Below are 22,252 nucleotides of genomic sequence, written 5' to 3' on the forward strand. Positions count from 1 at the left end.
CGCTGCGGGTCGCGCGCCCGGCAGGGAGGATCCTCCCCGTGCCGCTCCCCCGTCCCCGCCGCGCCCGCAGGTGAGCGGCCCCGAGGTCGTCGCCCACCGCGGGGCGACCGCCGAGGCGCCCGAGCACACCCTGGCCGCCTACCGGCACGCGGTGGACATCGGCGCCGACGCGGTCGAGTGCGACGTCCGCATGACCCGCGACGGAGTGCTCGTCTGCGTCCACGACCGCCGGGTGCACCGCACGTCCAACGGCCGCGGTGTCGTCTCCACGCTCCGCCTCGCCGAGCTCGAGCAGTTCCAGTTCGGCCCGCGCCGCGGGCGGGCCGGCAGCTGGAAGGACGACGAGATCCTCGCCGTCACCGACGAGCCCGACGTCGAGGACGGTCGCGTGCTCACCCTCGAGGGGCTGCTCGAGTACGTCACCGCCACCCCCGGGACCGTGCGGCTGGCCATCGAGACCAAGCACCCCACCCGGCACGCCCGCCGCGTCGAGCAGGAGCTGGTCCGCTGCCTGCGCCGCTACGGCCTGCTCGACGGCGACCAGCCGGCCGAGTGGGGCGGCAAGCCCGCGTTCCGGGTCATGAGCTTCTCGCAGCTGGCCGTGCGCCGGGCCCGCGTCCTGGCGCCCGGCGTGCAGACCGTTCAGCTCATCGGCAAGCGGCTGCGGCCGGTGCGCGCCGAGCTGCTCACCGGATCGATGAGCGCCGTCGGGCCGGGGCTGGCCCTGGTCCGCGCCGACCCCGACTACGTGGCGCAGGCCCACGCGGCCGGCAAGGAGGTGCACGTCTGGACGGCGAACGAGGCCGACGACATCGACTTCCTGCGCGACCTGGGCGTCGACGCGATGATCACCGACCGGCCCGACGAGGTGCTCCGCCGCCTGGGCCGCTGACCGCTCAGCTGTCCAGGCGTCAGCTGCTCGGGCGTCAGCTGCTCGGGCGTCAGCTGCTCAGGTCCAGGCGGTCCAGGGCCTCGGCGATGTCCCCCGGGGTGTCGAAGATCTCCAGGGCCCCGGCGTCGCGCAGCTCGTCGTCGCCGAACCCGCCGGACCGGACCACGATCGACGGCATGCCGGCGTTCTTGCCCGCCTCGACGTCGTAGACCGAGTCGCCGAACAGGATGCTCGGCGCGTCCACCGGCTCGCCCAGCTTCTTCAGCGCCACCTGGAGCAGGTCCGGGGCGGGCTTGGTCGACTCGACGTCCTCGCTGGTGGTCCAGGCCTCGGCGATGTCGCGGGCGTCGAGCAGGTCCAGCGCGTGGTCGACGTGGTGCGGCTTGCCGGAGCTGGCCAGCACCACGCGGTGCCCGCGCTCCTTGAGCGCCAGCAGCAGCTCGCGCGCGCCGGGCAGGACGGCGACCTCCTCCATCAGCGGGTCGGCCTCGGTCACCCAGCGCTCGCGCGCCTCCTCGCCGATCCGCTCCTCGACCTCGTCCCCGCCCAGCGCCGCCACCAGCTGGTCGCCGCCCATGCCGATCAGCCGGTGGATCCGCCAGACCGGGAAGGTCTCCCCCAGCGACCGGAAGGCCCGGTACCAGGCGAGGGCGTGCTGGTAGTTGGTGTCGACGAGGGTGCCGTCGACGTCCAGGACGGCGATGCGCGGGGAGCTCATGGGGTGCGGGCTGCCCACGACCGGCGCCTCTGAACCCCCCGGCCCCCTCGCAGGGACCCGGCGCGAGCGGAGCGAGTGCCGGGGGGCGAGGGGGTCCTTCTGCTAGTCGGCGTGGACGAGGAGGCCGCGGACCGTCTCGCCGGCGGCCTGGTCGCGGTAGCCCTGGTTGACCTCGTCGAGCGAGTACCGCCTCGTGATCAGCCGGTCCAGCTCGAGGCGGCCCTCCTCGTGCATGCGCAGCAGCCGCGGGATGTCGGTGAACGGGTTGCACGAGCCGAACATCGAGCCCTGCACCCGGTGCTCGAACACCGTGGTGATCTGCCCGTTGAGCGTGACGGACCCGTCCGACGGCCGGTCGCCCAGCGCCGTCAGCACCAGGGTGCCGCCCTTGCCCAGGCAGGCGGCCGCGCCCTTGTAGACCTCGGCGGACATCTTGCCGACGGTGACGACGACGACGTCGGCGCCCGTGCCGCGGGAGAGCTCCCGGGCCAGCCCGACCGCCTCGTCGGTGCTCGCCACGGTGCGGGTCGCGCCCAACGACTCGGCGAACTCGCGCTTCATCGCCACCGGGTCCACGCCGATGACGTGCATGGCCCCGGCGTGCACCGCGCCCTGCACCGCGTTCACGCCCACCCCGCCCAGGCCCACCACGACGACGACGTCGCCGGGCCGGGTGCCGCCGGCGTAGACCGCCGAGCCCCAGCCGGTGGGCACGCTGCAGGCGGTGAGCGCGGCGGTGTCCAGCGGGAGCCAGGGGTCGATCTTCACGCAGGAGAACTCGCTGAGCAGCGTGTGCCGGGCGAAGGCACCGACCATGCAGAAGCCGCCGAGCTCCTCGCCGTCGAGCCGGTACGGGTACTGCCCGCCGGGCAGCAGGCCGGTCGCGATCGTGGCGCCCTTGTCGCAGATGTTGGACCGCCCCGACGCGCAGAACCGGCAGTGGCCGCAGGCGGGCAGGAAGCTGGTGACGATGTGGTCGCCCGGGGCCACGCCCGTGACGCCCGGCCCGACGCGGAGCACCACGCCCGAGCCCTCGTGCCCACCGACGATCGGGTAGCGGCCGCCGGGGTTGGAGTGCCGCAGGTGCTCGTCGGAGTGGCACAGCCCGGAGTAGGCCATCTCCACCAGCACCTCGCCCGGCCCCGGCTCCCGCACCTCGAGCTCGACGATCTCGTACTCGGTGTCCGGCTTGCGCAGGACGGCGGCTCTGGTGAGCACCGGGGGCTCCTCCTCGAGGGTGGGGGTCGGGCGACCGGCATCACACCGGCGGCAGCGGAGGCCATCGTGCCTGGTCGGGCGGGCGCGCCCGCGCGGGGTCCCGGATCCCAGCCGTCACATACATACCGATCGGCCGGTCAACACTGCGGCCGAGCACGCTGCGTGCCTATGCTGGGACCGTGGGTGACCTCAACGACCGCCGCGCGCAGAAGAAGGCCCGGACCCGTGCTCACGTCCGAGCCGTGGCCCACCAGATGTTCGCCGACCGCGGCTTCGACACCGTGACGATCGTCGACATCGCGCGGGGCGCCGACGTCGCCGTCCAGACGGTGTTCAACCACTTCTCCACCAAGGAGGAGCTGTTCTTCGACGGTCGCGCCCCGTGGGTGACCGGCCCCGCGGACGCCGTCCGCGACCGCCCGGCCGGCACCGCCCCGCTGACCGCGCTGCAGAACTACCTCGTCGCCCTGGTCCGGGGGAAGTTCGGCGCGATGGCGGTGGAGTCCTCGCTCACCTACCTGCGCACCATCGAGACCTCCGAGGCCCTGTTGGCGCGCGAGCGCGAGCTGGTGCACGAGAGCGAGCGGCTGCTCACCGCCGCGCTGCACGAGGCGTGGACCACCGACGTCCGCGCCGACGACGGCCCGCCCCCGCACGACCCCGCGACCGCCGCGACGCTCACCGCCGCGACCTGGCTGGCCGCGGTGCGCTCGCTGATCGTCGGGCAGCGGACCCGCGTCCACCAGGGCGCCTGCCCCCACGAGATCGCCGAGAACCTCGGCCGCCTCGCCGAGCAGCTGTTCGACGCGGTCATGAGCGTCGTCCCCGACGTCGAGGCCCGCGCCAGCGCACTGCCCCCGGTCGACTGGCCGGTCCGCCACGCCGGCTGACCGGCAGCCGCTCAGGCGGCGACCGGCTCCCCGACCCCGCGCAGCATCGGGATGAGCACCTCGTCGACGACGAACGCGACGTTGTCCGGCGTCAGCGGCTCCGCCAACCGGTAGCGCTGCCACCAGAACGCCTCCAGGACGCTGGACAGCAGCCGCTCCCGCTCCGGGCGGATCGCCTCCTCGCGGGCCACCGAGCGCGCGCAGAGCACCCGCACGGCCTCGCCGAGCGGGCGCACCAGCGCCTCGTCCAGCCCGGCCCGCAGCTCCTCGTCGTGGCACGCCGCGCCCACCAGGCTGGCGGCTGCGCGCTCCTCGCGGTCCAGCGGCCGGGTCCAGCGCTCCAGCAGGCCGAGCAGGTCCTCCCGCAGCGAGCCGCGGTCCTCGGGGACGACCACGAGGTGGAAGCGCCCCAGGGCGGCCCGGGCGAGGGCGGCCATCGTGGGCCAGCGGCGGTAGATCCCCGCCTTGCCCGCACGCGCGCGGGCGGCGATCCGGTCGCTGTTGAGCCGGCCCCACCCCTCGTCGGCCAGGATGTCGACGGCGACGGTGAGCAACTGCTCCGACAGCTCGGCGCTCAGGGGCCGGCCGGGAGACCCCGTCATGACGCCGTTCCGCGACGGCTGGTCATCTGCACCCGGACATAGTGGCTGCTCGGTGGAGCGACCACAACGATCTTCGTCGTATCTCTCTGCGATGACGTGGCTGGTCAGCCGGGCAGCGGCGGTCAGGCCCCGGCGGCGCTCTCCACGTGCACCTGGATGGTGGCGCCGTCCTCGGACAGCCAGCCCTGGCTGCGCGCGGTGGCGACCATCGCGTCCCACTGCGCCGACCAGTCCGGGGCGGTCGCCCGCGGCTCGGCGGCCGCCCGCAGCGCGGCGGCGTCCAGCTGGGCGGTGTCGGCGTCCTGCAGTCGCCCCAGGCCCGAGCTCTCCAGCGCCTGGCCGGCCTCCTCGTCGGTCACCTGGCCCAGGGCCAGGTGCAGCCGGCCGAGGTCGTCGACGTCCACGACACGGGCTTCGGGGCGCTCGTCCGCACCGGTGATGACCTCGACGATCACGACGACCTCCTCGTTGGGCTGCTCAAGGGCCTTTATGGCCACTATGGCCCTCAGACATGCCAGGGGAAGCGCGTGAAATCGGGGTCGCGCTTCTCGAGGAAGGCGTCCCGGCCCTCGACGGCCTCCTCGGCCATGTAGGCCAGCCGGGTGGTCTCGCCGGCGAAGAGCTGCTGGCCGACCAGGCCGTCGTCGATCAGGTTGAACGAGTACTTGAGCATCCGCTGGGCGGTCGGGCTCTTGGCCACGATCTTCCTGCCCCACTCCAGCGCGGTGGCCTCCAGCTCCGCGTGCGGGACGACGCGGTTGACCATCCCCATGCGGTGCGCCTCCTCGGCGGTGTACTCGTCACCGAGGAAGAAGATCTCGCGGGCGAACTTCTGGCCCACCTGGCGGGCGAGGTACGCCGAGCCGAAGCCGCCGTCGAAGCTGCCCACGTCGGCGTCGGTCTGCTTGAACCGGGCGTGCTCGGCGCTGGCGAGCGTCAGGTCGGCGACGACGTGCAGGCTGTGCCCGCCGCCGGCGGCCCACCCGGGGACGACGCAGATGACGACCTTCGGCATGAAGCGGATCAGCCGCTGGGCCTCCAGGATGTGCAGCCGCCCGCTCGAGCCGGCCGAGTGCTCGTAGCCGTACTTCCCGCGCACCCGCTGGTCACCGCCGGAGCAGAACGCCCAGCCGCCGTCCTTGGGGCTGGGGCCGTTGCCGGTGAGGATCACGCAGCCGACGTCGGTGGACAGCCGCGCGTGCTCCAGCGCGGTGATCAGCTCGTCGACGCTCTGCGGTCGGAACGCGTTGCGCACCTCGGGGCGGTCGAAGGCGATCCGGACGACGCCGGCGTCGACGGCCCGGTGGTAGGTGATGTCCTCGAAGTCGAAGCCCTCGACCGGCTCCCACGCGGAGCTGTCGAAGATCTCGGAGACGTCGTCGCGCGCGGTCATGCGGCGAACCTAACCCGGGCCCCGGCGGGCGCGGGCAGGCGCGTCACTTGCCGAGCAGGCCGCCGACGGCGTCGCCCAGCGGGTCGGTGATGCTGGCCAGGCTGGTGAGGACGCCGTTGACCAGCTGGCAGGGGCACGGCCGGCCCTCGGCGTCGGTCTTGGGCGGCTGCTGGGCCGGCGGCTGCTGCGGGGCGGGCTGCTGCGGTGCCGGCTGCTGCGCGGGGGGCTGCTGCTGCGCGGGGGGCTGCTGCTGCGCGGGCGCGGGAGCCGGGGCCGGCTGACCGCCGGCGGTCCAGCCGGACCCACCTGACCCGGCAGGCGCGCCGCCACCACCGGCCGGACCGCTGCCACCGCCCGCCGGGGCGCCACCGCCCGAGCCGGAGCCGGCACCGGCCGCGCCGCCCTGGGCACCGCCGCCGCCGTTCTGGGCACCACCGGCAGCACCCGCGGGGGCACCGTCGGCCTGCGTCTCCCCGGCGGGGGCCAGCGGCGTGTCCCCGGGCGCGGGGGTGCGGCTGGCCTCGGTGGTGATGCCGGCCGGCCCGCCGGTCCGGGTGTCCCCGTTGCCGGCGAAGACCCCGTCGGAGTCGCGGGAGGAGCTGCTGCCGCCGCCGTCGCCGCTGCCGGAGCCGCCGATGAGCATCAGCGTCAGCGGGACCGCGGCGAGCATGCCGGCGCAGACGAGGGCGAGCGCGAGCAGGAAACCCTTGCTCCGGGTGCGGCGCTCGTGGCGGCCGGCACCGGAGACGGTGGAACCGTGGCGTCCGGTGCGGGCTGCGGCGTGGCGGGACAGGGCCGGCTCCTTCGTGGCGGTGCGGTGGTGCTGCCCCACCCCGGGCCGGGGGCGGGGACATCAGGGAAGGAGTGCCCACTCACCCGGTATGTATTCCTCCGTCCGGGTGACGCATCAGCAGCCACAGCCGTCCCAGCGACGCCGCCAGGCCGGGGTGCAGCTCGACCTCCCCCAGCCGGTCCCGCGGCACCCAGGCGACGCCGTCGCTCTCGCCGTCCAGCCGCAGGTCACCGGCCTCGAACGGCCGCGCCGGCCGGGCGAGCACCGTCGTGTAGGCCCATCCGCCGTGGTCGTCGACCGAGTGCGCGCCCAGCACGAGGTCCCCGGCGGTCAGCCCCAGCTCCTCGCCGGCCTCGCGCAGCGCCCCGGCCTCCGGGCTCTCCCCCTCGTGCAGCGCACCACCGGGCGTCCCCCAGGTACCGCCGTGGTGCGACCACCGCGCCCGGTGCTGCAGGAGCAGCTCCGGGCCGTCGTCGCCGTCCCGGTGGACCAGCAGGCCGGCGGCGCCGGCGCGGCCCCAGTGCCGGTGCCCCTGGGCGCAGAGGGTCCAGCCGTCGGTGGAGGCGAGCACCCGGCCAGTGAACCCCGAGGGACCGGTCGTCGGCCAGGCACCGCCGCGGGCCCGGAGCGGCACCCGGCTAAGTTGCCGGGAGGCACCCGCGAGGCGCGGGGCCCACGGCGACGGAGGAACGGCGATGACCACCACCACGACCATGGCGGAGCTGGACGGGCTGATCGGCACCGAGCTCGGCACCAGCGACTGGTACGACGTCACCCAGGAGCACGTGAACCTGTTCGCCGACGCCACCGGTGACCACCAGTGGATCCACGTCGACGTCGAGCGCGCGACGAAGGAGAGCCCGTTCGGCGGGCCGATCGCCCACGGCTACCTGACCCTCTCCCTGCTGGTGCCGCTGTTCGGGCAGGTCCTGCTGGTCACCGACACGGTGATGGGCGTCAACTACGGCCTCAACAAGGTGCGCTTCCCCTCGCCGGTGCCCGTGGGCTCCCGCGTGCGGCTCACCGCCACGCTGGCCGGCGTGGAGCAGATCACCGGTGGCAAGCAGCTCACCTTCTCCTGCGTGATCGAGCGCGAGGGCGGCGACAAGCCGGTCTGCATCGCCGAGCCCGTCTACCGCTACTACGGCGGATGATGCGCGTCGCCGTCTTCACCGGGTCGCACGCCGGGCCGCCGTCCCACGCCGCCGCGGCCACCGCGTTCGCCACCGACCTCGCGCGGGCCGGGGTCGGCATCGTCTACGGCGGCGGGCACGTCGGGATGATGGGCACGGTCGCCGACGCCGCGCTCGCCGCCGGCGGCGAGGTCATCGGCGTCATGCCGCAGCACCTGGTCGACGACGAGGTCGCCCACACGGGCCTGCCCCGCCTCGACGTCGTACAGGACATGCACGAGCGCAAGGCCCGCATGGCCGAGCTCTCCGACGCCTTCGTCGCCCTCCCCGGCGCCGCCGGCACCCTCGAGGAGCTCTTCGAGGCGTGGACCTGGGGGATGCTCGGCCTGCACGCCAAGCCCACGCTGCTGCTCGACGTCGACGGCTTCTGGCAGCCGCTGCTCGCCCAGCTGCGCCGGATGGTCGACGACGGCTACCTCGACGGCCGCCGGCTCGACGCGCTCGGCGTCGTGCACGACGCCGCGGGCCTGCTGTCCTTCGTCGAGGGTTACGAGCACCCGCCGCGGAAGTGGACGGCACCCTCCTCGTCGTGAACTCGCGGTAGGCGTAACCCCGCGGCAACACAGAACGTGGTGCACTGGGGCGATGCCAACCCGCCAGGTCGCCGAGAGCCGTGTCGTGCACGGGCACAAGCGCGCCTTCGTCCGGGCCGGCAGCGGCCCGGTCCTGCTGCTCCTGCACGGCATCGGGAACAACTGCCAGACCTGGTCGAAGGTCATCGACCGGCTGGCCGAGACGCACACCGTCATCGCGCCGGACCTCCTCGGGCACGGCAACTCCGACAAGCCGCGGGGCGACTACTCGCTGGCCGCGTACGCCAACGGCATGCGCGACCTGCTGTCGGTGCTGGACGTGGAGAAGGCCACCGTCGTCGGCCACTCCCTCGGCGGCGGGATCGCCCTGCAGTTCGCCTACCAGTTCCCCGAGCGGTGCGAGCGGCTCGCGCTGGTGGGCAGCGGCGGCCTGGGGCCGGAGCTCTCGGCCGGGCTGCGGGCGGCCACCCTGCCCGGCGCGGAGGTCGTCGTCACCGCGCTCGCGCAGGTCTCCGGCCCGCTGCGGTCCGGGCTGCAGGTCGTGGAGCGGGCCGGGCGGGTGGCCGGGTGGCGGCGCATCGGTGACCTCGCCCAGGCGGTCGACGCGATGCTGGCCCTCAAGGACGTCGAGGCCCGGCGGGCGTTCCTGCGCACGCTGCGCGGCGTGGTCGACGCCCGCGGCCAGTCCGTCAGCGCCCTGGACCGGCTCTACCTCGCCGACGCCGTCCCGATGCTGGTGATCTGGGGCAGCCGGGACCCGATCGTGCCCGCGGCGCACGCCGAGGCTGTGCGCTCGCAGGTCCCCAGCGCCCGGGTCGAGGTGTTCGACGGCGCCGGCCACTGGCCGCACCTCGACGAGCCCGACCGGTTCTGCGACGTGCTGCTGGACTTCGTCGGCTCGACCGAGCCGGCCGACCACGACCTGGACAGCTGGCGGCGCCTGCTGGCGCAGAACTGGGACGGCGTCGCGAGGCCCGTCGGGCGGTGAGCCGGCCGGCTGCCTAGCGTTCCCGTCGTGGAGCACTGGGACGTCGTCGTCGTGGGCGCAGGCCCGGCCGGGGCAGCGTGCGCGCTGGCCGCCCGTCGCGCGGACCCGGCGGCCCGCGTGCTCCTGCTCGACCGGGCGGACTTCCCGCGCGACAAGGTGTGCGGCGACGGCATCGCCCCCGAGGCGCTCGACGTGCTGGCGGGCCTGGGCGTCGACCCCGCCGCCGTCACCGCCGGCTACCCGGCCGTCCCGCGGCTGCGGCTGCGCTCACCCCGGGGCACAACGGTCGAGCGGGCCACCGAGCGCCCCTCGCACGTGGTCCCTCGCGCCGTCCTGGACGCCCGGCTGGTCGCGGCGGCACAGGACGCCGGGGCGGCTCTGCGCCGGCACCTCGTGCGGCAGGTGACGGTGCGGCCGGACCGGGTCGAGGTCGACGGCGCGCTCAGCGCGGGCGTGCTGGTGGGCGCCGACGGCGCGGAGTCGGTCGTCCGCCGGGCGCTGCGGGCCCCCCGCAACCGTGACGACCAGCTCGCCGTGGCCATCCGCGGGTACGCGCCCGTCCCACCCGGCCAGGACGGCGTCCAGGTCATCCTCACCACCGAGCAGCGCTGGCCGGCCTACGCGTGGTCCTTCCCCCTCGGGGACGGGCGGGCGAACGTCGGCTACGGGGAGCTGGTCTCCGGCGGCGCCACCCGCGCCGGGCTCCTCGACGGGCTGCAGCGCCTGCTGCCGGGGGTGGCGGCCGACGACCTCCGCGCGCACCGGCTGCCGCTGAGCACCGGGCGGCCCCGGCAGCCCGACGGCCGGGTGCTGCTGGCCGGTGACGCCGCCTCGCTGATCAACCCGCTCACCGGCGAGGGCATCTTCTACGCCGTGCTCTCCGGCGCGATGGCCGGGCAGGCGGCGGTGGCCGGGGCGGACGCCGGCGCTGCCCACCGCGCGGCCCTGACGCGTCGGCTCGGCCGGCACCTGCGGCACTCGTCGGCGGCCTCGGCGCTCAGCCGGTGGCCGCTGCTGATGGACGCGGTGTTCCGCGGCGCGGCGGCCGACCAGCGCGTGTTCGACGACGTGGTCGCGCTCGGGCTGGCCGACGGCCGCCTCACGCCCCGGACGCTGGCGGCGGCCGCGCGGCGGCTGCGCTAGCGGGTCAGGCGAACGCGGCCTCGACGCGCCCGCGCCCACCGCGCTTGGCGGCGTAGAGGGCCTCGTCGGCCGCCGCGTACAGCGTGCGCAGGTCGTCGGTGCGGGTGTCGGCGTGCGCGACACCGACGCTGATCGACAGCCCGTAGAGCGTGCCGTCGGGGAGCACCAGCGGCTCGCCGCGCACGGCGTCGAGCAGGTGCTCGGCCCGGCGCACGGCGGTCTCGCGGGAGCAGCTGCGCAGCAGGACGGCGACCTCGTCGCCGCCCATCCGGCTCACCACGGCGTCGCTGGACCGCGTCTGGAGCTTGACGATCCGCGAGAGGTGGACGAGCGCGTCGTCACCGGCGAGGTGGCCGTGCACGTCGTTGATGGACTTGAACTCGTCGACGTCCATGAGCAGCAGCGCCGTCCCCTCCTGGGGGCCGGTCCGCGCCAGGGCGCTGCTGAGGGCCCGGTCGAGGACCCGGCGGGTGACCAGCCCGGTGAGGGCGTCGACGTCGGCCTGGCGCTTGAGCGCCCCGACCAGCCGCTCGTGGGAGTTGGAGGAGCGGGCGAGGAGCACGCCGGTGACGCCCAGCATGGAGCCGAAGAAGACGAAGTCGGTCAGCGCGGACTCCACGGCGTCGCTGGTGAACAGCATGATGCCGCCGGCGACCACCGTCTGGGAGGTGACCAGCAGGGCGCCGGCGGTGCGCAGGTGGAACCCGGCGTAGAGGACGACGAAGACGAGGAACGCCTGCGCGCGGGTCGACGTGCCGCCGGCGGAGACCGCGAGCGTGCAGAGCACCGTCACCCCGACGACGGCCAGCCCGATGAAGCCGCCGGCCCGGTCCAGCAGCGTGGCCGGGACCCAGTGGTAGACGCCGGCCGTGAGGAGCAGGCCGGCGCAGCAGGCCCAGACGACCGACCGGCTGGCGTCCCCGTCGGCGGAGGGCCCCATGATGCCGACCAGCGCCATCATCCCGGAGCAGACGAGCAGGACGAGCACCGCCGTGCGCGCGGCAGCACGCGGCTCGCGCGCTCGCAGCGACGGCGGGATCCTCACACGTCCCCATCGGCACGCAACGGGGGTTTCCTTAGCGCCACGGGGCGCGGATCACATTTCGGTTGTGCCCAATTGGATGGCCGGGTCAGCGCAGCGCCGTGACCATCGGGGTGCCGGCCGGGCCGAAGACCTCGACGACGAACCCGAGCTGGGCCAGCACGTCGGCGACCGTGCCGTTCATCAGCTCCTGGACGGCGCTCTCCGCCTCCTGGCCGCGGGACCCCTGCACGCTCATCCGGTGGTGCGTCCGCCAGCTGACCACCACGCCGCAGGTGGCGGCGTCGGGCGCCAGCCACACGCCACCGGAGGGCGTCGCCTGGCCGGCGTCGAAGAGCGGCAGCCCGGCCTCGAGGAGGGCGGCGGCGATCTCCACGACGAGGGTGGTCAGCGGGTCGGTGTCCGACAGCAGCGCGTCCCAGTCCTCGGGCAGGCGGTCCAGCTGGTCGCCGAGCTCGGCCAGCCACGCCCGGTCCTCGGGCGAGGGGCGGGGGGCCACGGTCCCGTCACCGCGGCGGGCGCCGTAGACGGCCACGGCGGGGACCCCGGAGTTGAGGGCCGCCCAGTCGGCGTCCAGCCGGTCGTCGAACGGGCCGCTGACCACCTGGGCGGTCTCCCCGACCAGCCACCAGGTCGGGCCGGTGACGGCGGGCGCCGGAGCCGGCGGCGCCTCGACGGGGCGGACGGCCACGGCGACCGCCTGGGGACGCCCCTCGGTCGCCGTGGCCGCGCGGGCGCCGGCGGCGCGGCGGCCGGCCGGGTGGTTGCCCATGCTCCGGGCGAGCGCGGCCTCGGAGGTCCGGGCGCCGTTGCGCTCGAACTCGTAGCGGGCGGTCGAGCTGGCTCCGAGGACCACCACCACGGCGGTGCACAGCAGAAAGCCCAGCAGTGCGGTGGCCGGCCACACCATCAACGTGCCCATGGTCACGGGGAACTCCTCGGTGCCCTCGCCGCGGCGGGAAGTACCGCGGTGTGGTGCAGAAGCTACGGCTGCCGGGGGGGTCGCCGGACCGGTTCCGGACCCGCCCCGACCGGCCCGTCACCGGATCGTTGCGGGGGCCACCGGGACCCGCTGGTGACCCTCCCCCTGCCCCGGCGCCATGTCGACAATCGGTCGGCTGACCTGCGGAAACACGGCACTCGCGCCGCGGTCACGGGGTCGGCGGCCGGCCCGACCGGCATGTCGCGGCGTGTCGCCGCGGGCCCGCCGGCGATGTGCGCGGTGGGCGCGTCCGGGCTGCCGTGGTGCGCCCCTGACGCACATCGCTCGCGCCTGCCGGCCCGGAACGCGGAACGGCCCGCCGGCGGGTGCCGACGGGCCGTTCGCGGAGCGCTCAGCTCAGTTGAACCGGACCTGCATGAAGGTGCGGTCGGCGCTCACGCCGGCCACGGTGATCTTCGTGCCCGTGCGCGGGACGTCGACGCCGGTCCAGCCGCTGGCGTCGGGCTTGGAGCCGGGCTCGACGTACCAGTCCTTCCGGTCGTCGAACGTGGGCACGGCCTTCAGGCCGCCGTAGGTCTTCGCGACCCCGGTGTCCGGGTCGTGCAGCGTGACGCGGTCGGTCGCGTCCAGCCCGAACGTGGAGTCGTAGGACTGCACCCGGGGGCGCCACATCTCGTGGTTGCCCCGCTGGCCCTCGTCGGCCGTGGGCTCGTACAGCAGCTCCGGGTGGGCGTCGACCGGGAGGACGAGACCGCCGCCCGGGTGGGCGCCGACGCTGTTGTCCTCGTACTGCTCGTTCCAGTAGCTGATCAGCAGCCCGTCCTGGTAGGGCAGGTGCTCCGCCCAGTCCGGCCGCGAGGGGTCACCGAAGTTGTACGGGCCGGTCCGCAGGCCCGCGTCGTAGCCGGTGTAGGCCCGGTTCTCGGCGATGTAGGCGTTGAAGTGCGACTCCGTGGCCTTGCCCGTGGTGACGGTGAACCCGTCGAGCGTCCAGTCCGTCACCGGGGTGCCGCCGAACGCGACGGCGTCGACCGCGAGGCCCTGCTCGACCGCCGCGCCGTCGGTCCAGTAGCGGAAGCCGACGAGCGCGCCCGCGGGCACGCCGGCCAGGTCGGCGGTCAGGTCGACCCACTGGCCACCGGTGGAGCCGGTGATGCCGTTGCCGAAGTTCTGGCCGTTGGGGTCGGTGCCGGTCGACCGGTTGGTCGGCAGCGTCGTGAAGGTGCTGCCGCCGTCGGTGGAGTACACCGCGTAGGCGTAGTCCCAGTCCTCCTCGATGGCGTACCGGGCCTTGGCGGTCAGCGTGGTGGCGCCGGCCGGCAGCGGGGCCAGCATGCTGTGGTCGACGTCGTTCCCGTTGCCGGAGTACCAGTAGTCGGCGCCCTCGAACGGCGCGCCCAGGTCGACGGTCACCTCGCGGTCGGGCAGGAGCGCGATCACGGCCTGCGCGGCGTCGGTGGTGTGCGTGGCCGGGCCGAGCTTGACCTCGGTCTTCTGCCCGTACCGGACGACCTCGTAGTCGAGCCAGCCCAGCTGCAGCTTCTCCCAGGCCCCCATGTGGATCGGCTTGGTGCCGATGCCGTCCTCGGGGCGGCCGGAGTTGCCGTAGGAGCCGGAGCTCATGAGCGTCCAGAAGGCGGTGCTGTTCTCCGCCCCGCCGGCGTTGCCGGAGGTGTCGTAGAGGTCCGGCAGACCGAGGTCGTGCCCGAACTCGTGGGCGAAGACGCCGACGCCGCCGTTCTCCGGCTCGACCGTGTAGTCACCGATCCAGTAGCGGGACTCGCCGACCTGGGTCCCGCCGAGCGGGTTGACCTCGCCGCCGACGGTGGGGCCGCCCTCGCCGATACCGGTCGTCTGGTTGTACCAGCGGTGCGACCAGATGGCGTCCGCCCCGAGGGCACCGCCCCCGACCTCCTCGCCCATGCCGGCGTGCACGGCCTGGAAGTGGTCGATGTAGCCGTCGGCCTCGTCGAAGTCGCCGTCGCCGTCGTGGTCGTAGCGGTCCCAGACGTCGAACTGGGACAGGTACGCGTCGATCTCCTCGGCGGTCCGGCCGGCGGCGACCTGGTTCGCGTACCAGGTGTCGACCGACTCGTTCACGAACTCCCACGGCCGCTGGCCGTCGTCGCCCTCGCCGTAGTACGCCGCCGGGTGGCCGTCGACGGTCACCCAGTCCTCGACCTCGCCGGTGACGGTGTAGCGGCCGGAGGACAGCTCCTCGTAGAAGTTGGCCACCGAGTTCACGCCGGCCGCACTGCTGTAGAGCAGCGTGTCGAAGTAGCCCTGCGAGAAGTCCTCGGTCCAGATCGTGGTGTTGTCCACCGTGCGGTCGGGCCGGGGGATCTCGTTGTGCCCCAGGTCGCCGAACTCGCCGAGGACGGTCCAGATCGCGTCGCTGTCCTCCTGGGCCAGCTCGACGTACTGGCCGTTGGACACCTCCACGACCTTGTTCTTGCCGCGCGGCGCAGCCTTGCCGGTCAGCACCTTCTCGGTGGCGGCGGCCCGCTGGGCGCGCTGCTTGTCACCGAGCGGGTGGGGCAGGTCGTGGGCGCGGTCCGGGCCGGCCTGCGGCTCGTCGGCGGGAGGCGCGGCGGGTGGTGCGGCGGAAGCCGTCACGGGGACCGCCATGACCAGGGCGGCACCGGCAACGACGGCCAGAGCTCTCTTCAAGGACGTTCTCCTGGATCAGAGGATGGGCCACCCAGCCGTGCGGTGGGGAGTCACCGGAGGCCCTCGCGGGCGGCCGTCGGGGACGTTAGGTGAGCGCCGCAACGGGTGTCTACGTACCGAGACGGACCGGTCACACCGCGACACGCAGCGCCCGCCGCGGACGCCCGCTCTGAGCTGGGTCTTCACCTCGGCGAAACAGATGCGCAGTGCAAGAAAAATCTTGGTTGGCGTCCCAGCATCTGGGACAGCGAGCGGAGGGCGTGGGATTCGAACCCACGAAGAGGGGTTACCTCTTAGCGGTTTTCAAGACCGCCGCCATCGGCCACTAGGCGAGCCCTCCTGGCCGCCCCAGGCTAGTTGGCCACCCCGGCCGCGGCCCGGCAGCCCTGGCCCCGCGCCCCCCGGCGTCGCGACCCGGGCGCACCGGCCGTGGCGGCGAGGGTCAGCATGGACGTCATGACGGGGGCCGGGACGCAGACCGAGAACGCCACCGAGCACCGCTCCCGGTGGCTGCTCGTGCTCCCCGCCGTCGTCCTGGTGCTCGTCGCGCTGTGCCTGCGCGCGCCGTTCGCCGCCGTCGGGCCGCTGCTCGGCGAGCTGGGCGAGGAGCTGTCGCTCTCCACCGGGGCGCTGGCCGTCGTCACCGCGCTCCCGCTGGTCTGCTTCGGCCTGGTCTCGCCCTTCGCCCCGGCGCTGGCGACCCGCCTGGGGGTGCACCGTGCGGTGCTGCTGGGCATGGTCGCCCTGGCCGCGGGCGTGCTCCTCCGCATGGCGGGGGCGCCGGGCCTCTACGTCGGCACGGTCCTGCTGACCGGCGGCATCGCGGTGGCCAACGTGCTGCTGCCCGCGGCAGCGCGCGCGGAGTACGGCGCCCGGAGCGCGCTGGTCCTGGGCATGGTCACCGCCTCGATGGCTGCCTCGGCGAGCATCGGCGCCGGCCTCGCCCAGCCGCTGGCCGGCGCCGCCGGCAGCGCGGTGACCGGGCTGCTGCTCTGGGGCGTGCTCGTGCTGGTCGCCCTCGTCGCCGTGGCCGCCCTCGCCCACGCCCGGCGCGGTGTCCCCCGCCCGCCGGCCGCGCCCAGCGGCGCCCGCACCGCCGTCCTGCGGGACCGCGTGGCGCTGGCCGTCACCCTCTTCTTCGGCCTCCAGTCGCTGTCCTTCTACGCGATGCTCACCTGGCTGGCCGACATCCTCGAGGCCCAGTCCGGCAGCTCCCCCGTGGCCGCCGGTGGCACCGTGGCGCTGGCCGCGGCGCTGGGGCTGCCCGCGTCGCTGCTCGTCCCGCCGCTGGCCGCGCGACGGCCCGGCCAGGCGGGGTGGGTGCTGGTCGGCACGCTGCCCGTCGTCGCCGGCGTCGTCGGGCTCCTGGCCGCGCCCACGGCGGCCCCGCTGCTGTGGGCGCTGCTCTACGGGCTGGGCACCGGCATCTCGTTCCCGCTGGCGATGACGCTGATCCTGCAGCGCACCCGCGACGTCGCCCAGACCGGCCGGCTCTCGGCGTCCGCGCAGAGCGTCGGCTACCTGCTGGCCGCCACCGGCCCGCTGGGCGTCGGCCTGCTGCACGAGGCCACCGGCGCCTGGGAGCCCGGCCTGGTGCTGCTGCTGGTCGTGGTCGTCGCCCAGCTGGTCGTCGGGATCGCCGCCGCCCGCCCCCGGCTGGTGGGCCCGCGCGTCTGACGCGCCGGCCGTCAGGGCCGCGCGGTGACGCCCTCCGGGGCGGTCGCCGGCGTACCGACGACGCCGTGCAGGTGGCAGGCCGCGAGCTGGCCGGGCGCCCCCGCCGGCTGCAGCGCCGGGTCGACGTCGTCGCACGGCTCGAACACGTAGGGGCACCGGGTCCGGAACCGGCAGCCGCTGGGGACCGCCGAGGGCGAGGGGACGTCGCCGCGCAGCACGATCCGCTTCCGCTGCCGCTCCAGCGCCGGGTGCGGCAGCGGCACCGCCGACAGCAGCGCCTGCGTGTACGGCATCTTCGGGTCGGTGCCCACGGCCTCCGCCGGCCCGATCTCCACGACCCGGCCCAGGTACATCACCGCGATCCGGTCGGAGATGTGCCGGACGGCGGACAGGTCGTGCGAGATGAACAGCAGGGTCAGGCCGAGCTGGCGCTGCAGCCGGCGCAGCAGGTTGAGGACCTGGGCCTGCACGCTCACGTCGAGGGAGGCGATCGCCTCGTCGCAGACGAGGAAGTCCGGCTCCCCCGCCAGCGCCCGCGCGATGCCGACCCGCTGCCGCTGCCCGCCGGAGAACTCGTGCGGGTAGCGGCCGGCCACGGCGGGGTCGAGCCCGACCAGCTCCAGCAGCTCGGCCACCCGCGCGGCCCGCTCCCGCCGCCCCGAGCGCAGCCCGTGCACCTCCAGCGGCTCGCTCACCGTCTGCGCGACCGTCCGCCGCGGGTCCAGGGAGGCGAACGGGTCCTGGAACACCATCCCGGCGCGCCGGCGCAGCTCCCGCAGCCCGCGCCCGCTGAGCGAGGTGATGTCGGTGCCGGCGAACTCGACGGTGCCGCCCGTGGAGGGGACGAGCCGGAGCAGCGCGTTCCCCAGCGTGGACTTCCCGCAGCCGGACTCGCCCACGAGGCCGAGGGTCTCGCCGCGCAGGATGTCGAGGTCCACGCCGTCGACGGCGCGCAGCACCCCCGCCTGCTTCTTGCGCAGCCCCTGGCCGCGGACCGGGAAGTGCACCTCCAGCCCGCGAGCGCGCACCAGCACGTCGTCACCCACGGGGCGCCTCCTCCGTGCACCAGGTCGCCGCCCGGTGCGGCAGCGTCACGGCTGCCGACCCGATGACGGTCAGCGGTGGCTGCTCGTGCTCGCAGCGCGCGTCGCCGCGCACCGGGCAGCGCGGCCAGAACACGCAGCCCTCGGGCAGGTCGGTGGGCGGTGGCGGGGTGCCCGGCACGGTGGCCAGGTCCGGGACGACGCCGTCGACGGCGGGCTGCGCGAGGTCGGGCAGGGCGCCGAGCAGGCCGCGCGTGTACGGGTGGGCCGGGCGCTCGAGGACGTCGTCCACCGTGCCGTCCTCCACGCAGCGGCCGCCGTACATGACCAGCACCCGGTCGGCGATCCCGGCGACCACGCCGAGGTCGTGGGTGATCCAGATGACGCCGGTGCCGCGGTCGGCCTGCAGCCGCTCCACCAGGTCGATGATCTGCGCCTGCACGGTGACGTCGAGGGCGGTGGTGGCCTCGTCGGCGATCAGCAGCGCCGGGGAGTTGCTGAGGGCGATCGCGATGATCACCCGCTGCCGCATGCCGCCGGAGAGCTCGTGCGGGTAGCGGTCCAGCGCCCGCTCCGGGTCGGGCAGGCCCACCTCGCCCAGCAGGTCGGCGGCGCGGCGGCGGGCGGCGGCCTTGTCCACGTCGCCGTGCGCGCGGATGCCCTCGACCAGCTGGCGGCCGATGGTGAGCACCGGGTTGAGCGAGGTCATCGGGTCCTGGAACACCATGCCGGCGCCCGGGCCGCGCACCTGCCGCAGCCGCTCGGGCCGCATGGTCAGCAGGTCCTCGCCCTGCAGCAGCGCGCGGCCGGTCACCGTCGCCACCCGCGCCGGGAGCAGGCCGAGCAGCGCCAGGACCGAGACGCTCTTGCCGCTGCCGGACTCCCCGACGACGGCGACCGTCTCCCCCGGCCCCACGGTGTAGGAGAGCCCGTTCACCACCTGGGCCGGGCCGCGGGGGGTGCGCAGCTGCACCCGTAGGTCCTCGACCTCCAGGACGGGCGCCGCGCTCACCGGCCACCCCCGGCCATCAGCGTCCGCTGCCGCGGGTCGAGCACGTCGCGCAGCCCGTCGCCGAGCAGGTTGAAGCAGAGCACGGTCAGGAAGATCGCCATCCCGGGGAAGAAGGCCAGCCACCAGGCCAGGTCGATGTAGCCCCGGCCCTCGGCGAGCATCAGCCCCCACGAGGGGTTGGGCGGCTGCGTGCCGAGGCCGAGGAAGGACAGCGCCGCCTCGGCCAGCACGGCGAAGGCCAGGCTGATCGAGGTCTGCACGATGATCGGCGGCGCCGCGTTGGGCAGCACGTGCCGGGTGAGGATCCGGAAGTCCGACGCGCCCACCGACCGCGAGGCCCGCACGTACACCTCCTCGCGCACGCCGAGGACGCTGGCGCGGGTGACGCGGGCGAACACCGGGATGTAGACGACGCCGATCGCCAGCGCGGTGTTGCCGGCGCCCGGTCCGCGCACGGCCAGCACGGCGATGGCGAGCAGCACCGCGGGGAAGGCGAACAGCACGTCCATGAGGCGCATGAGGACGTCGTCCACCCAACGCCCGTAGTAGCCGGCCAGCAGCCCGATCACGCTGCCGACGACCAGGGCGAAGGCGACGGCGAGGAAGCCGACCCGCAGCGAGACACCGGCACCGAGGATGACCCGGCTGAAGATGTCCCGGCCGAGGTCGTCGGTCCCGAACAGGTGCTCCCCGCTGGGCCCCTGCAGCCGGTCGTCCACCGAGATCTCGTTGGGGCCGCTCGGCGCGATCGTCTCGTCGAAGACCGCGACCAGGATGATGCCGAGCAGGACCAGGCCGGCCACCGCCGCGGTGGGGTTGCGGGCCAGCAGGCCGAGCGTCTCCCGCCAGCGGCGGCGCGGCGGGCGCTGCGTCGACCGGACGCCGGCGTCGGTGCCCGTCGGCGACGCCGCGGGCTCGGGCAGCGGGGCACCGGTCATCGGCGGATCCGTGGGTCGATGGCGGTGTAGAGCAGGTCCACCACCAGGTTGATGACGAGGAAGACCACCGCGAACAGCAGGATGGCGCCCTGCAGCACCGGGTAGTCGCGGGCCTGGACCGCCTGCAGCGCGAGCTGCCCGAGGCCCGGCCAGGAGAAGACGATCTCGACCACGACGACGCCCGACAGCAGGTAGGCCAGCTGGACGCCGGTGATGGTGACCAGGGGCAGGAGCGCGTTGCGCAGCACGTGCCAGGTGAACACCTGCCGGGCGGGGAGCCCCTTCGCCTGCGCCGTCCGGACGTGGTCGGCCCCCAGCGCCTCGAGCACGCTGGAGCGGACGAACCGGGTGATGACCGAGCCCGACACCACCCCGGTGACCACCGCCGGCAGCACCAGCCGCTGCAGCCAGCCGGCCGGGTCGTCGGTGAGCGGCACGTACCCGCCCGAGGGCAGCCAGCCCAGCGTCCCGGCGAAGACCAGGATCAGCACGATCGCCATCCAGAACTCCGGCACCGAGATGCCGAACTGGCTGAGCACCGTGGCGACGCGGTCGACGACCGACCGCGGCCGCAGCGCCGAGATCGTGCCCAGCGGGACCGCGATCGCCAGCGCCACCAGGATCGAGGCCAGCGCCAGCGTCAGCGTCGCCGGCAGCCGCTCGGCGATCTGCGAGGTCACCGTCTCGCCGCTGCGGAAGCTGACCCCGAGGTCGCCGGTGAGCGCTCCGCCGACCCAGCTGAAGTACTGCTGCACCAGCGGCTGGTCCAGGCCCGAGCGGGCCAGGAGCGCGTCGTAGGTCTCCTGGTCGAAGCGGGTGCCCAGCGCCAGCCGGATCGGGTCGCCCGGCACCAGCTGGACCAGGGCGAACACGATCACGCTCACCCCCGCCAGGACGACGAGCGACTGACCGACCCGGCGGAGGAGGTACCCGGTCAGGGCAGCTCCACTGTCTCGAAGTTGATCGCCTTGTCCGCCCGGATCTGGTAGCCGGACAGCCCCGGCGCCCACGCCTGCACCACGTCGGGGTTGTAGAGGTACAGGTAGGAGACGTCGTCGACGATGAGCTTGGCCGCCTCGTCGTAGATCGCCTTGCGGGCGGCCTCGTCGGTCTCGGCCGAGCCCTGCTGGAGCAGCTGGTCGACCTGCGGGTTGCTGTACTTCTGGTAGTTGTTCGGCCCGTCGGTCTGGTGCTGCTCCTGGTAGTACGCCGCCGGGTCGAGGTTGCCCAGCCAGCCGAGGTAGAAGGCGTCGAAGTCGCCCTGGCCCTGGCGGTCCAGCCAGGTGGCGAAGTCCAGCGTCTCGATGTCGACCTCGATGCCGATCGGCTCGAGCTGGCTGGCGATCACCTGGGCGGCGGTGACGGTCTCCGGGAACTCGTCGGTGACCATCAGCCCCATCGTCAGCGGCGTCTGCACCCCAGCCTGCTCCAGCAGCTGCCGCGCCTGGTCCTGGTCGGGCTCGAACGGCGCGTAGTCGGTGTAGAAGAAGCTGTCCTCGGGGATCGCCGTCTGGTTGGGCTGCGCCGCCCCGAACCACGCGGCCTCGGCCACCGCCTCGCGGTCGATGGCGAAGGAGATGGCCCGGCGCACGTCCCGGTTGTCGAACGGGGCCCGCGCCAGGTTCATGCTCATGTACCAGTAGTCCACGCTGGGCGTCGTCTGCAGCTCGACGGAGTCGTCGCCGGCCAGCGCCTCGATCTGCTGCGGCGGCACGTTGTCGGTCCACTGCACCTCGCCGTTCTGCAGCGCGGTCAGCGCCGCCGCCGGCTCGGTGATGTAGCGGAACTCCACGCCGCTGACGCTCGGCTCGCCGCCCCAGTGGTCGGCGTAGGCGGTGAGCACCGTGCTGCTGGCGTCCGAGCTCTCCAGCTCGAAGGGGCCGGTGCCGTTGGCCTCGGTGGTGAGGTCGAGGTCCTCGGCGGCGTTCTCCGGGAGGATCGCCATCCCCTTGAACGCACCGATGCGCTCGAGCAGGTTCGGCGTCGGCTGGCTGAGGGTGATGACGACCGACTGCGGGCCGTCGGCCGCCACCGACTCGACGTTCTGGAACCGGAAGGCGTTGCTCAGCTCCTCGTCGATGATCCGGTTGTAGGAGTAGACGACGTCGGCGGAGTCGAACTCGCTGCCGTCGTGGAACGTGACCCCCTCGCGCAGGGTGAACGTCCAGGTCAGCCCGTCCTCGCTGGTCTGCCAGTCCGTGGCCAGGCTCGGCTCGAAGGTGAGGTCCTCGGCGCTGGGGACGACGAGGGTGTCGTAGACGTTCTCCAGCACCTGGAAGCTCGGGTAGGCCGTGGTGACGTGCGGGTCGAACTGGTCGGGCTGGGCGCTGACCGCCGCGACCAGCACGTTGTCACCGCCTCCGCCGCCACCACCGGTGTCCACGGAGTCACCGCCGGAGCAGGCGCTCAGCGCGAGGGAGCCGGCAGCGGCCAGGGCGAGCAGTCGTGTCGTGCGCACCGGGGGACCTCCGGGGGGTGGGAGACGTCGTCCGTCCTCCGACCCTGGACCCGAACACGGAGGTCCGCGACCCGAGAACGGCAGTCCGGCGAATCGTTGCCCGGAC

At 74.4% G+C, this 22,252-nt stretch carries 22 protein-coding genes and 1 tRNA gene; 7 read left to right on the forward strand and 16 right to left on the reverse strand.

What is annotated here, in order from left to right; genetic code table 11:
- Positions 1 to 70 precede the first annotated feature (70 nt).
- Positions 71 to 892: a glycerophosphodiester phosphodiesterase family protein gene (locus E4P43_RS00310; protein ID WP_135143423.1), complete on the forward strand. Its 822-nt coding sequence runs from the start codon at positions 71 to 73 to the stop codon at positions 890 to 892.
- A 49-nt stretch (positions 893 to 941) separates the two neighbouring features.
- Here the strand turns inward: E4P43_RS00310 and E4P43_RS00315 are convergent, their stop codons facing one another.
- Positions 942 to 1,610 carry an HAD family hydrolase gene (locus E4P43_RS00315; protein WP_135143424.1) on the reverse strand — a complete coding sequence of 223 codons (669 nt, stop codon included), beginning with the start codon at positions 1,608 to 1,610 and terminating at the stop codon, positions 942 to 944.
- 102 nt (positions 1,611 to 1,712) lie between these two features.
- Positions 1,713 to 2,828, reverse strand: a complete 1,116-nt coding sequence (locus E4P43_RS00320) for an NDMA-dependent alcohol dehydrogenase (RefSeq protein ID WP_135143425.1) — start codon at positions 2,826 to 2,828, stop codon at positions 1,713 to 1,715.
- 179 nt (positions 2,829 to 3,007) lie between these two features.
- Here E4P43_RS00320 and E4P43_RS00325 point away from each other — a divergent pair, with 179 nt between their 5' ends.
- Positions 3,008 to 3,718 (forward strand): TetR/AcrR family transcriptional regulator, encoded by a 711-nt coding sequence (locus tag E4P43_RS00325; protein ID WP_135143426.1) that lies wholly within the window; start codon positions 3,008 to 3,010, stop codon positions 3,716 to 3,718.
- An 11-nt stretch (positions 3,719 to 3,729) separates the two neighbouring features.
- Here E4P43_RS00325 and E4P43_RS00330 read toward each other — a convergent pair whose 3' ends face one another.
- From E4P43_RS00330 to E4P43_RS00350, 5 genes are all read right to left on the reverse strand, one after another.
- On the reverse strand, positions 3,730 to 4,320 hold the full coding sequence (locus E4P43_RS00330; RefSeq protein ID WP_135143427.1) for a TetR-like C-terminal domain-containing protein: 591 nt from the start codon (positions 4,318 to 4,320) through the stop codon (positions 3,730 to 3,732).
- Positions 4,321 to 4,442: 122 nt separating this feature from the next.
- Entirely contained in the window at positions 4,443 to 4,775 is a 333-nt protein-coding gene (locus tag E4P43_RS00335) for a hypothetical protein (RefSeq protein ID WP_135143428.1), read from the reverse strand.
- Between the two features lie 50 nt (positions 4,776 to 4,825).
- Positions 4,826 to 5,713 carry a 1,4-dihydroxy-2-naphthoyl-CoA synthase gene (locus E4P43_RS00340; protein ID WP_135143429.1) on the reverse strand — a complete coding sequence of 296 codons (888 nt, stop codon included), beginning with the start codon at positions 5,711 to 5,713 and terminating at the stop codon, positions 4,826 to 4,828.
- 43 nt (positions 5,714 to 5,756) lie between these two features.
- Positions 5,757 to 6,545 (reverse strand): hypothetical protein, encoded by a 789-nt coding sequence (locus E4P43_RS00345; RefSeq protein WP_135143430.1) that lies wholly within the window; start codon positions 6,543 to 6,545, stop codon positions 5,757 to 5,759.
- A 40-nt stretch (positions 6,546 to 6,585) separates the two neighbouring features.
- Complete coding sequence (locus E4P43_RS00350) at positions 6,586 to 7,077, reverse strand: NUDIX hydrolase (protein WP_135143431.1); 492 nt, start codon at positions 7,075 to 7,077, stop codon at positions 6,586 to 6,588.
- Positions 7,078 to 7,201: 124 nt separating this feature from the next.
- On the opposite strand from E4P43_RS00350, the gene E4P43_RS00355 reads away from it, so the two are divergent.
- Genes E4P43_RS00355 through E4P43_RS00370 form a run of 4 tightly spaced genes read left to right on the forward strand, consistent with a single transcriptional unit; the run spans position 7,202 to position 10,363 of the window.
- Entirely contained in the window at positions 7,202 to 7,660 is a 459-nt protein-coding gene (locus E4P43_RS00355; RefSeq protein ID WP_135143432.1) for a MaoC family dehydratase, read from the forward strand.
- Complete coding sequence (locus E4P43_RS00360; RefSeq protein WP_245158837.1) at positions 7,657 to 8,232, forward strand: TIGR00730 family Rossman fold protein; 576 nt, start codon at positions 7,657 to 7,659, stop codon at positions 8,230 to 8,232. The genes E4P43_RS00355 and E4P43_RS00360 overlap by 4 nt, the downstream gene beginning before the upstream one ends.
- 52 nt (positions 8,233 to 8,284) lie before the next feature.
- Entirely contained in the window at positions 8,285 to 9,220 is a 936-nt protein-coding gene (locus E4P43_RS00365) for an alpha/beta fold hydrolase (RefSeq protein WP_135143433.1), read from the forward strand.
- A gap of 27 nt (positions 9,221 to 9,247) precedes the next feature.
- Complete coding sequence (locus tag E4P43_RS00370; protein WP_135143434.1) at positions 9,248 to 10,363, forward strand: geranylgeranyl reductase family protein; 1,116 nt, start codon at positions 9,248 to 9,250, stop codon at positions 10,361 to 10,363.
- 4 nt (positions 10,364 to 10,367) lie between these two features.
- Here the strand turns inward: E4P43_RS00370 and E4P43_RS00375 are convergent, their stop codons facing one another.
- The 4 genes from E4P43_RS00375 to E4P43_RS00390 all read right to left on the reverse strand — a co-directional run bounded on the left by E4P43_RS00375 (position 10,368) and on the right by E4P43_RS00390 (position 15,358).
- Entirely contained in the window at positions 10,368 to 11,408 is a 1,041-nt protein-coding gene (locus E4P43_RS00375; RefSeq protein WP_245158838.1) for a GGDEF domain-containing protein, read from the reverse strand.
- A gap of 85 nt (positions 11,409 to 11,493) precedes the next feature.
- The gene (locus E4P43_RS00380) at positions 11,494 to 12,333 is read right to left on the reverse strand and encodes a hypothetical protein (RefSeq protein WP_135143435.1); all 840 of its coding nucleotides are present in this window, start codon (positions 12,331 to 12,333) and stop codon (positions 11,494 to 11,496) included.
- Positions 12,334 to 12,744: 411 nt separating this feature from the next.
- Entirely contained in the window at positions 12,745 to 15,018 is a 2,274-nt protein-coding gene (locus E4P43_RS00385) for an immune inhibitor A domain-containing protein (protein ID WP_135143436.1), read from the reverse strand.
- 252 nt (positions 15,019 to 15,270) lie between these two features.
- A tRNA-Ser gene (locus E4P43_RS00390) sits at positions 15,271 to 15,358 on the reverse strand.
- Between the two features lie 116 nt (positions 15,359 to 15,474).
- Here E4P43_RS00390 and E4P43_RS00395 point away from each other — a divergent pair.
- Positions 15,475 to 16,695 (forward strand): MFS transporter, encoded by a 1,221-nt coding sequence (locus tag E4P43_RS00395; protein ID WP_135143437.1) that lies wholly within the window; start codon positions 15,475 to 15,477, stop codon positions 16,693 to 16,695.
- A gap of 11 nt (positions 16,696 to 16,706) precedes the next feature.
- On the opposite strand, the gene E4P43_RS00400 is transcribed toward E4P43_RS00395, so the two are convergent.
- The 5 genes from E4P43_RS00400 to E4P43_RS00420 are packed head-to-tail and all read right to left on the reverse strand — an operon-like array spanning position 16,707 to position 22,146.
- Positions 16,707 to 17,741: an ABC transporter ATP-binding protein gene (locus E4P43_RS00400; RefSeq protein ID WP_135143438.1), complete on the reverse strand. Its 1,035-nt coding sequence runs from the start codon at positions 17,739 to 17,741 to the stop codon at positions 16,707 to 16,709.
- Positions 17,734 to 18,750 (reverse strand): ABC transporter ATP-binding protein, encoded by a 1,017-nt coding sequence (locus tag E4P43_RS00405; protein ID WP_135143439.1) that lies wholly within the window; start codon positions 18,748 to 18,750, stop codon positions 17,734 to 17,736. Before E4P43_RS00405 ends, E4P43_RS00400 begins: the two co-directional genes overlap by 8 nt.
- A complete protein-coding gene (locus tag E4P43_RS00410) occupies positions 18,747 to 19,688 on the reverse strand; it encodes an ABC transporter permease (RefSeq protein WP_209313660.1) in 942 nt (313 codons plus the stop codon). Before E4P43_RS00410 ends, E4P43_RS00405 begins: the two co-directional genes overlap by 4 nt.
- Positions 19,685 to 20,626 carry an ABC transporter permease gene (locus E4P43_RS00415; RefSeq protein ID WP_135143531.1) on the reverse strand — a complete coding sequence of 314 codons (942 nt, stop codon included), beginning with the start codon at positions 20,624 to 20,626 and terminating at the stop codon, positions 19,685 to 19,687. The genes E4P43_RS00410 and E4P43_RS00415 overlap by 4 nt, the downstream gene beginning before the upstream one ends.
- Positions 20,623 to 22,146, reverse strand: a complete 1,524-nt coding sequence (locus tag E4P43_RS00420; protein WP_135143440.1) for an ABC transporter substrate-binding protein — start codon at positions 22,144 to 22,146, stop codon at positions 20,623 to 20,625. The genes E4P43_RS00415 and E4P43_RS00420 overlap by 4 nt, the downstream gene beginning before the upstream one ends.
- Positions 22,147 to 22,252 lie beyond the last annotated feature (106 nt).

Origin of the sequence: Blastococcus sp. TF02A-35, from assembly GCF_004571075.1 — a bacterium.
Lineage (GTDB): Bacteria > Actinomycetota > Actinomycetes > Mycobacteriales > Geodermatophilaceae > Blastococcus.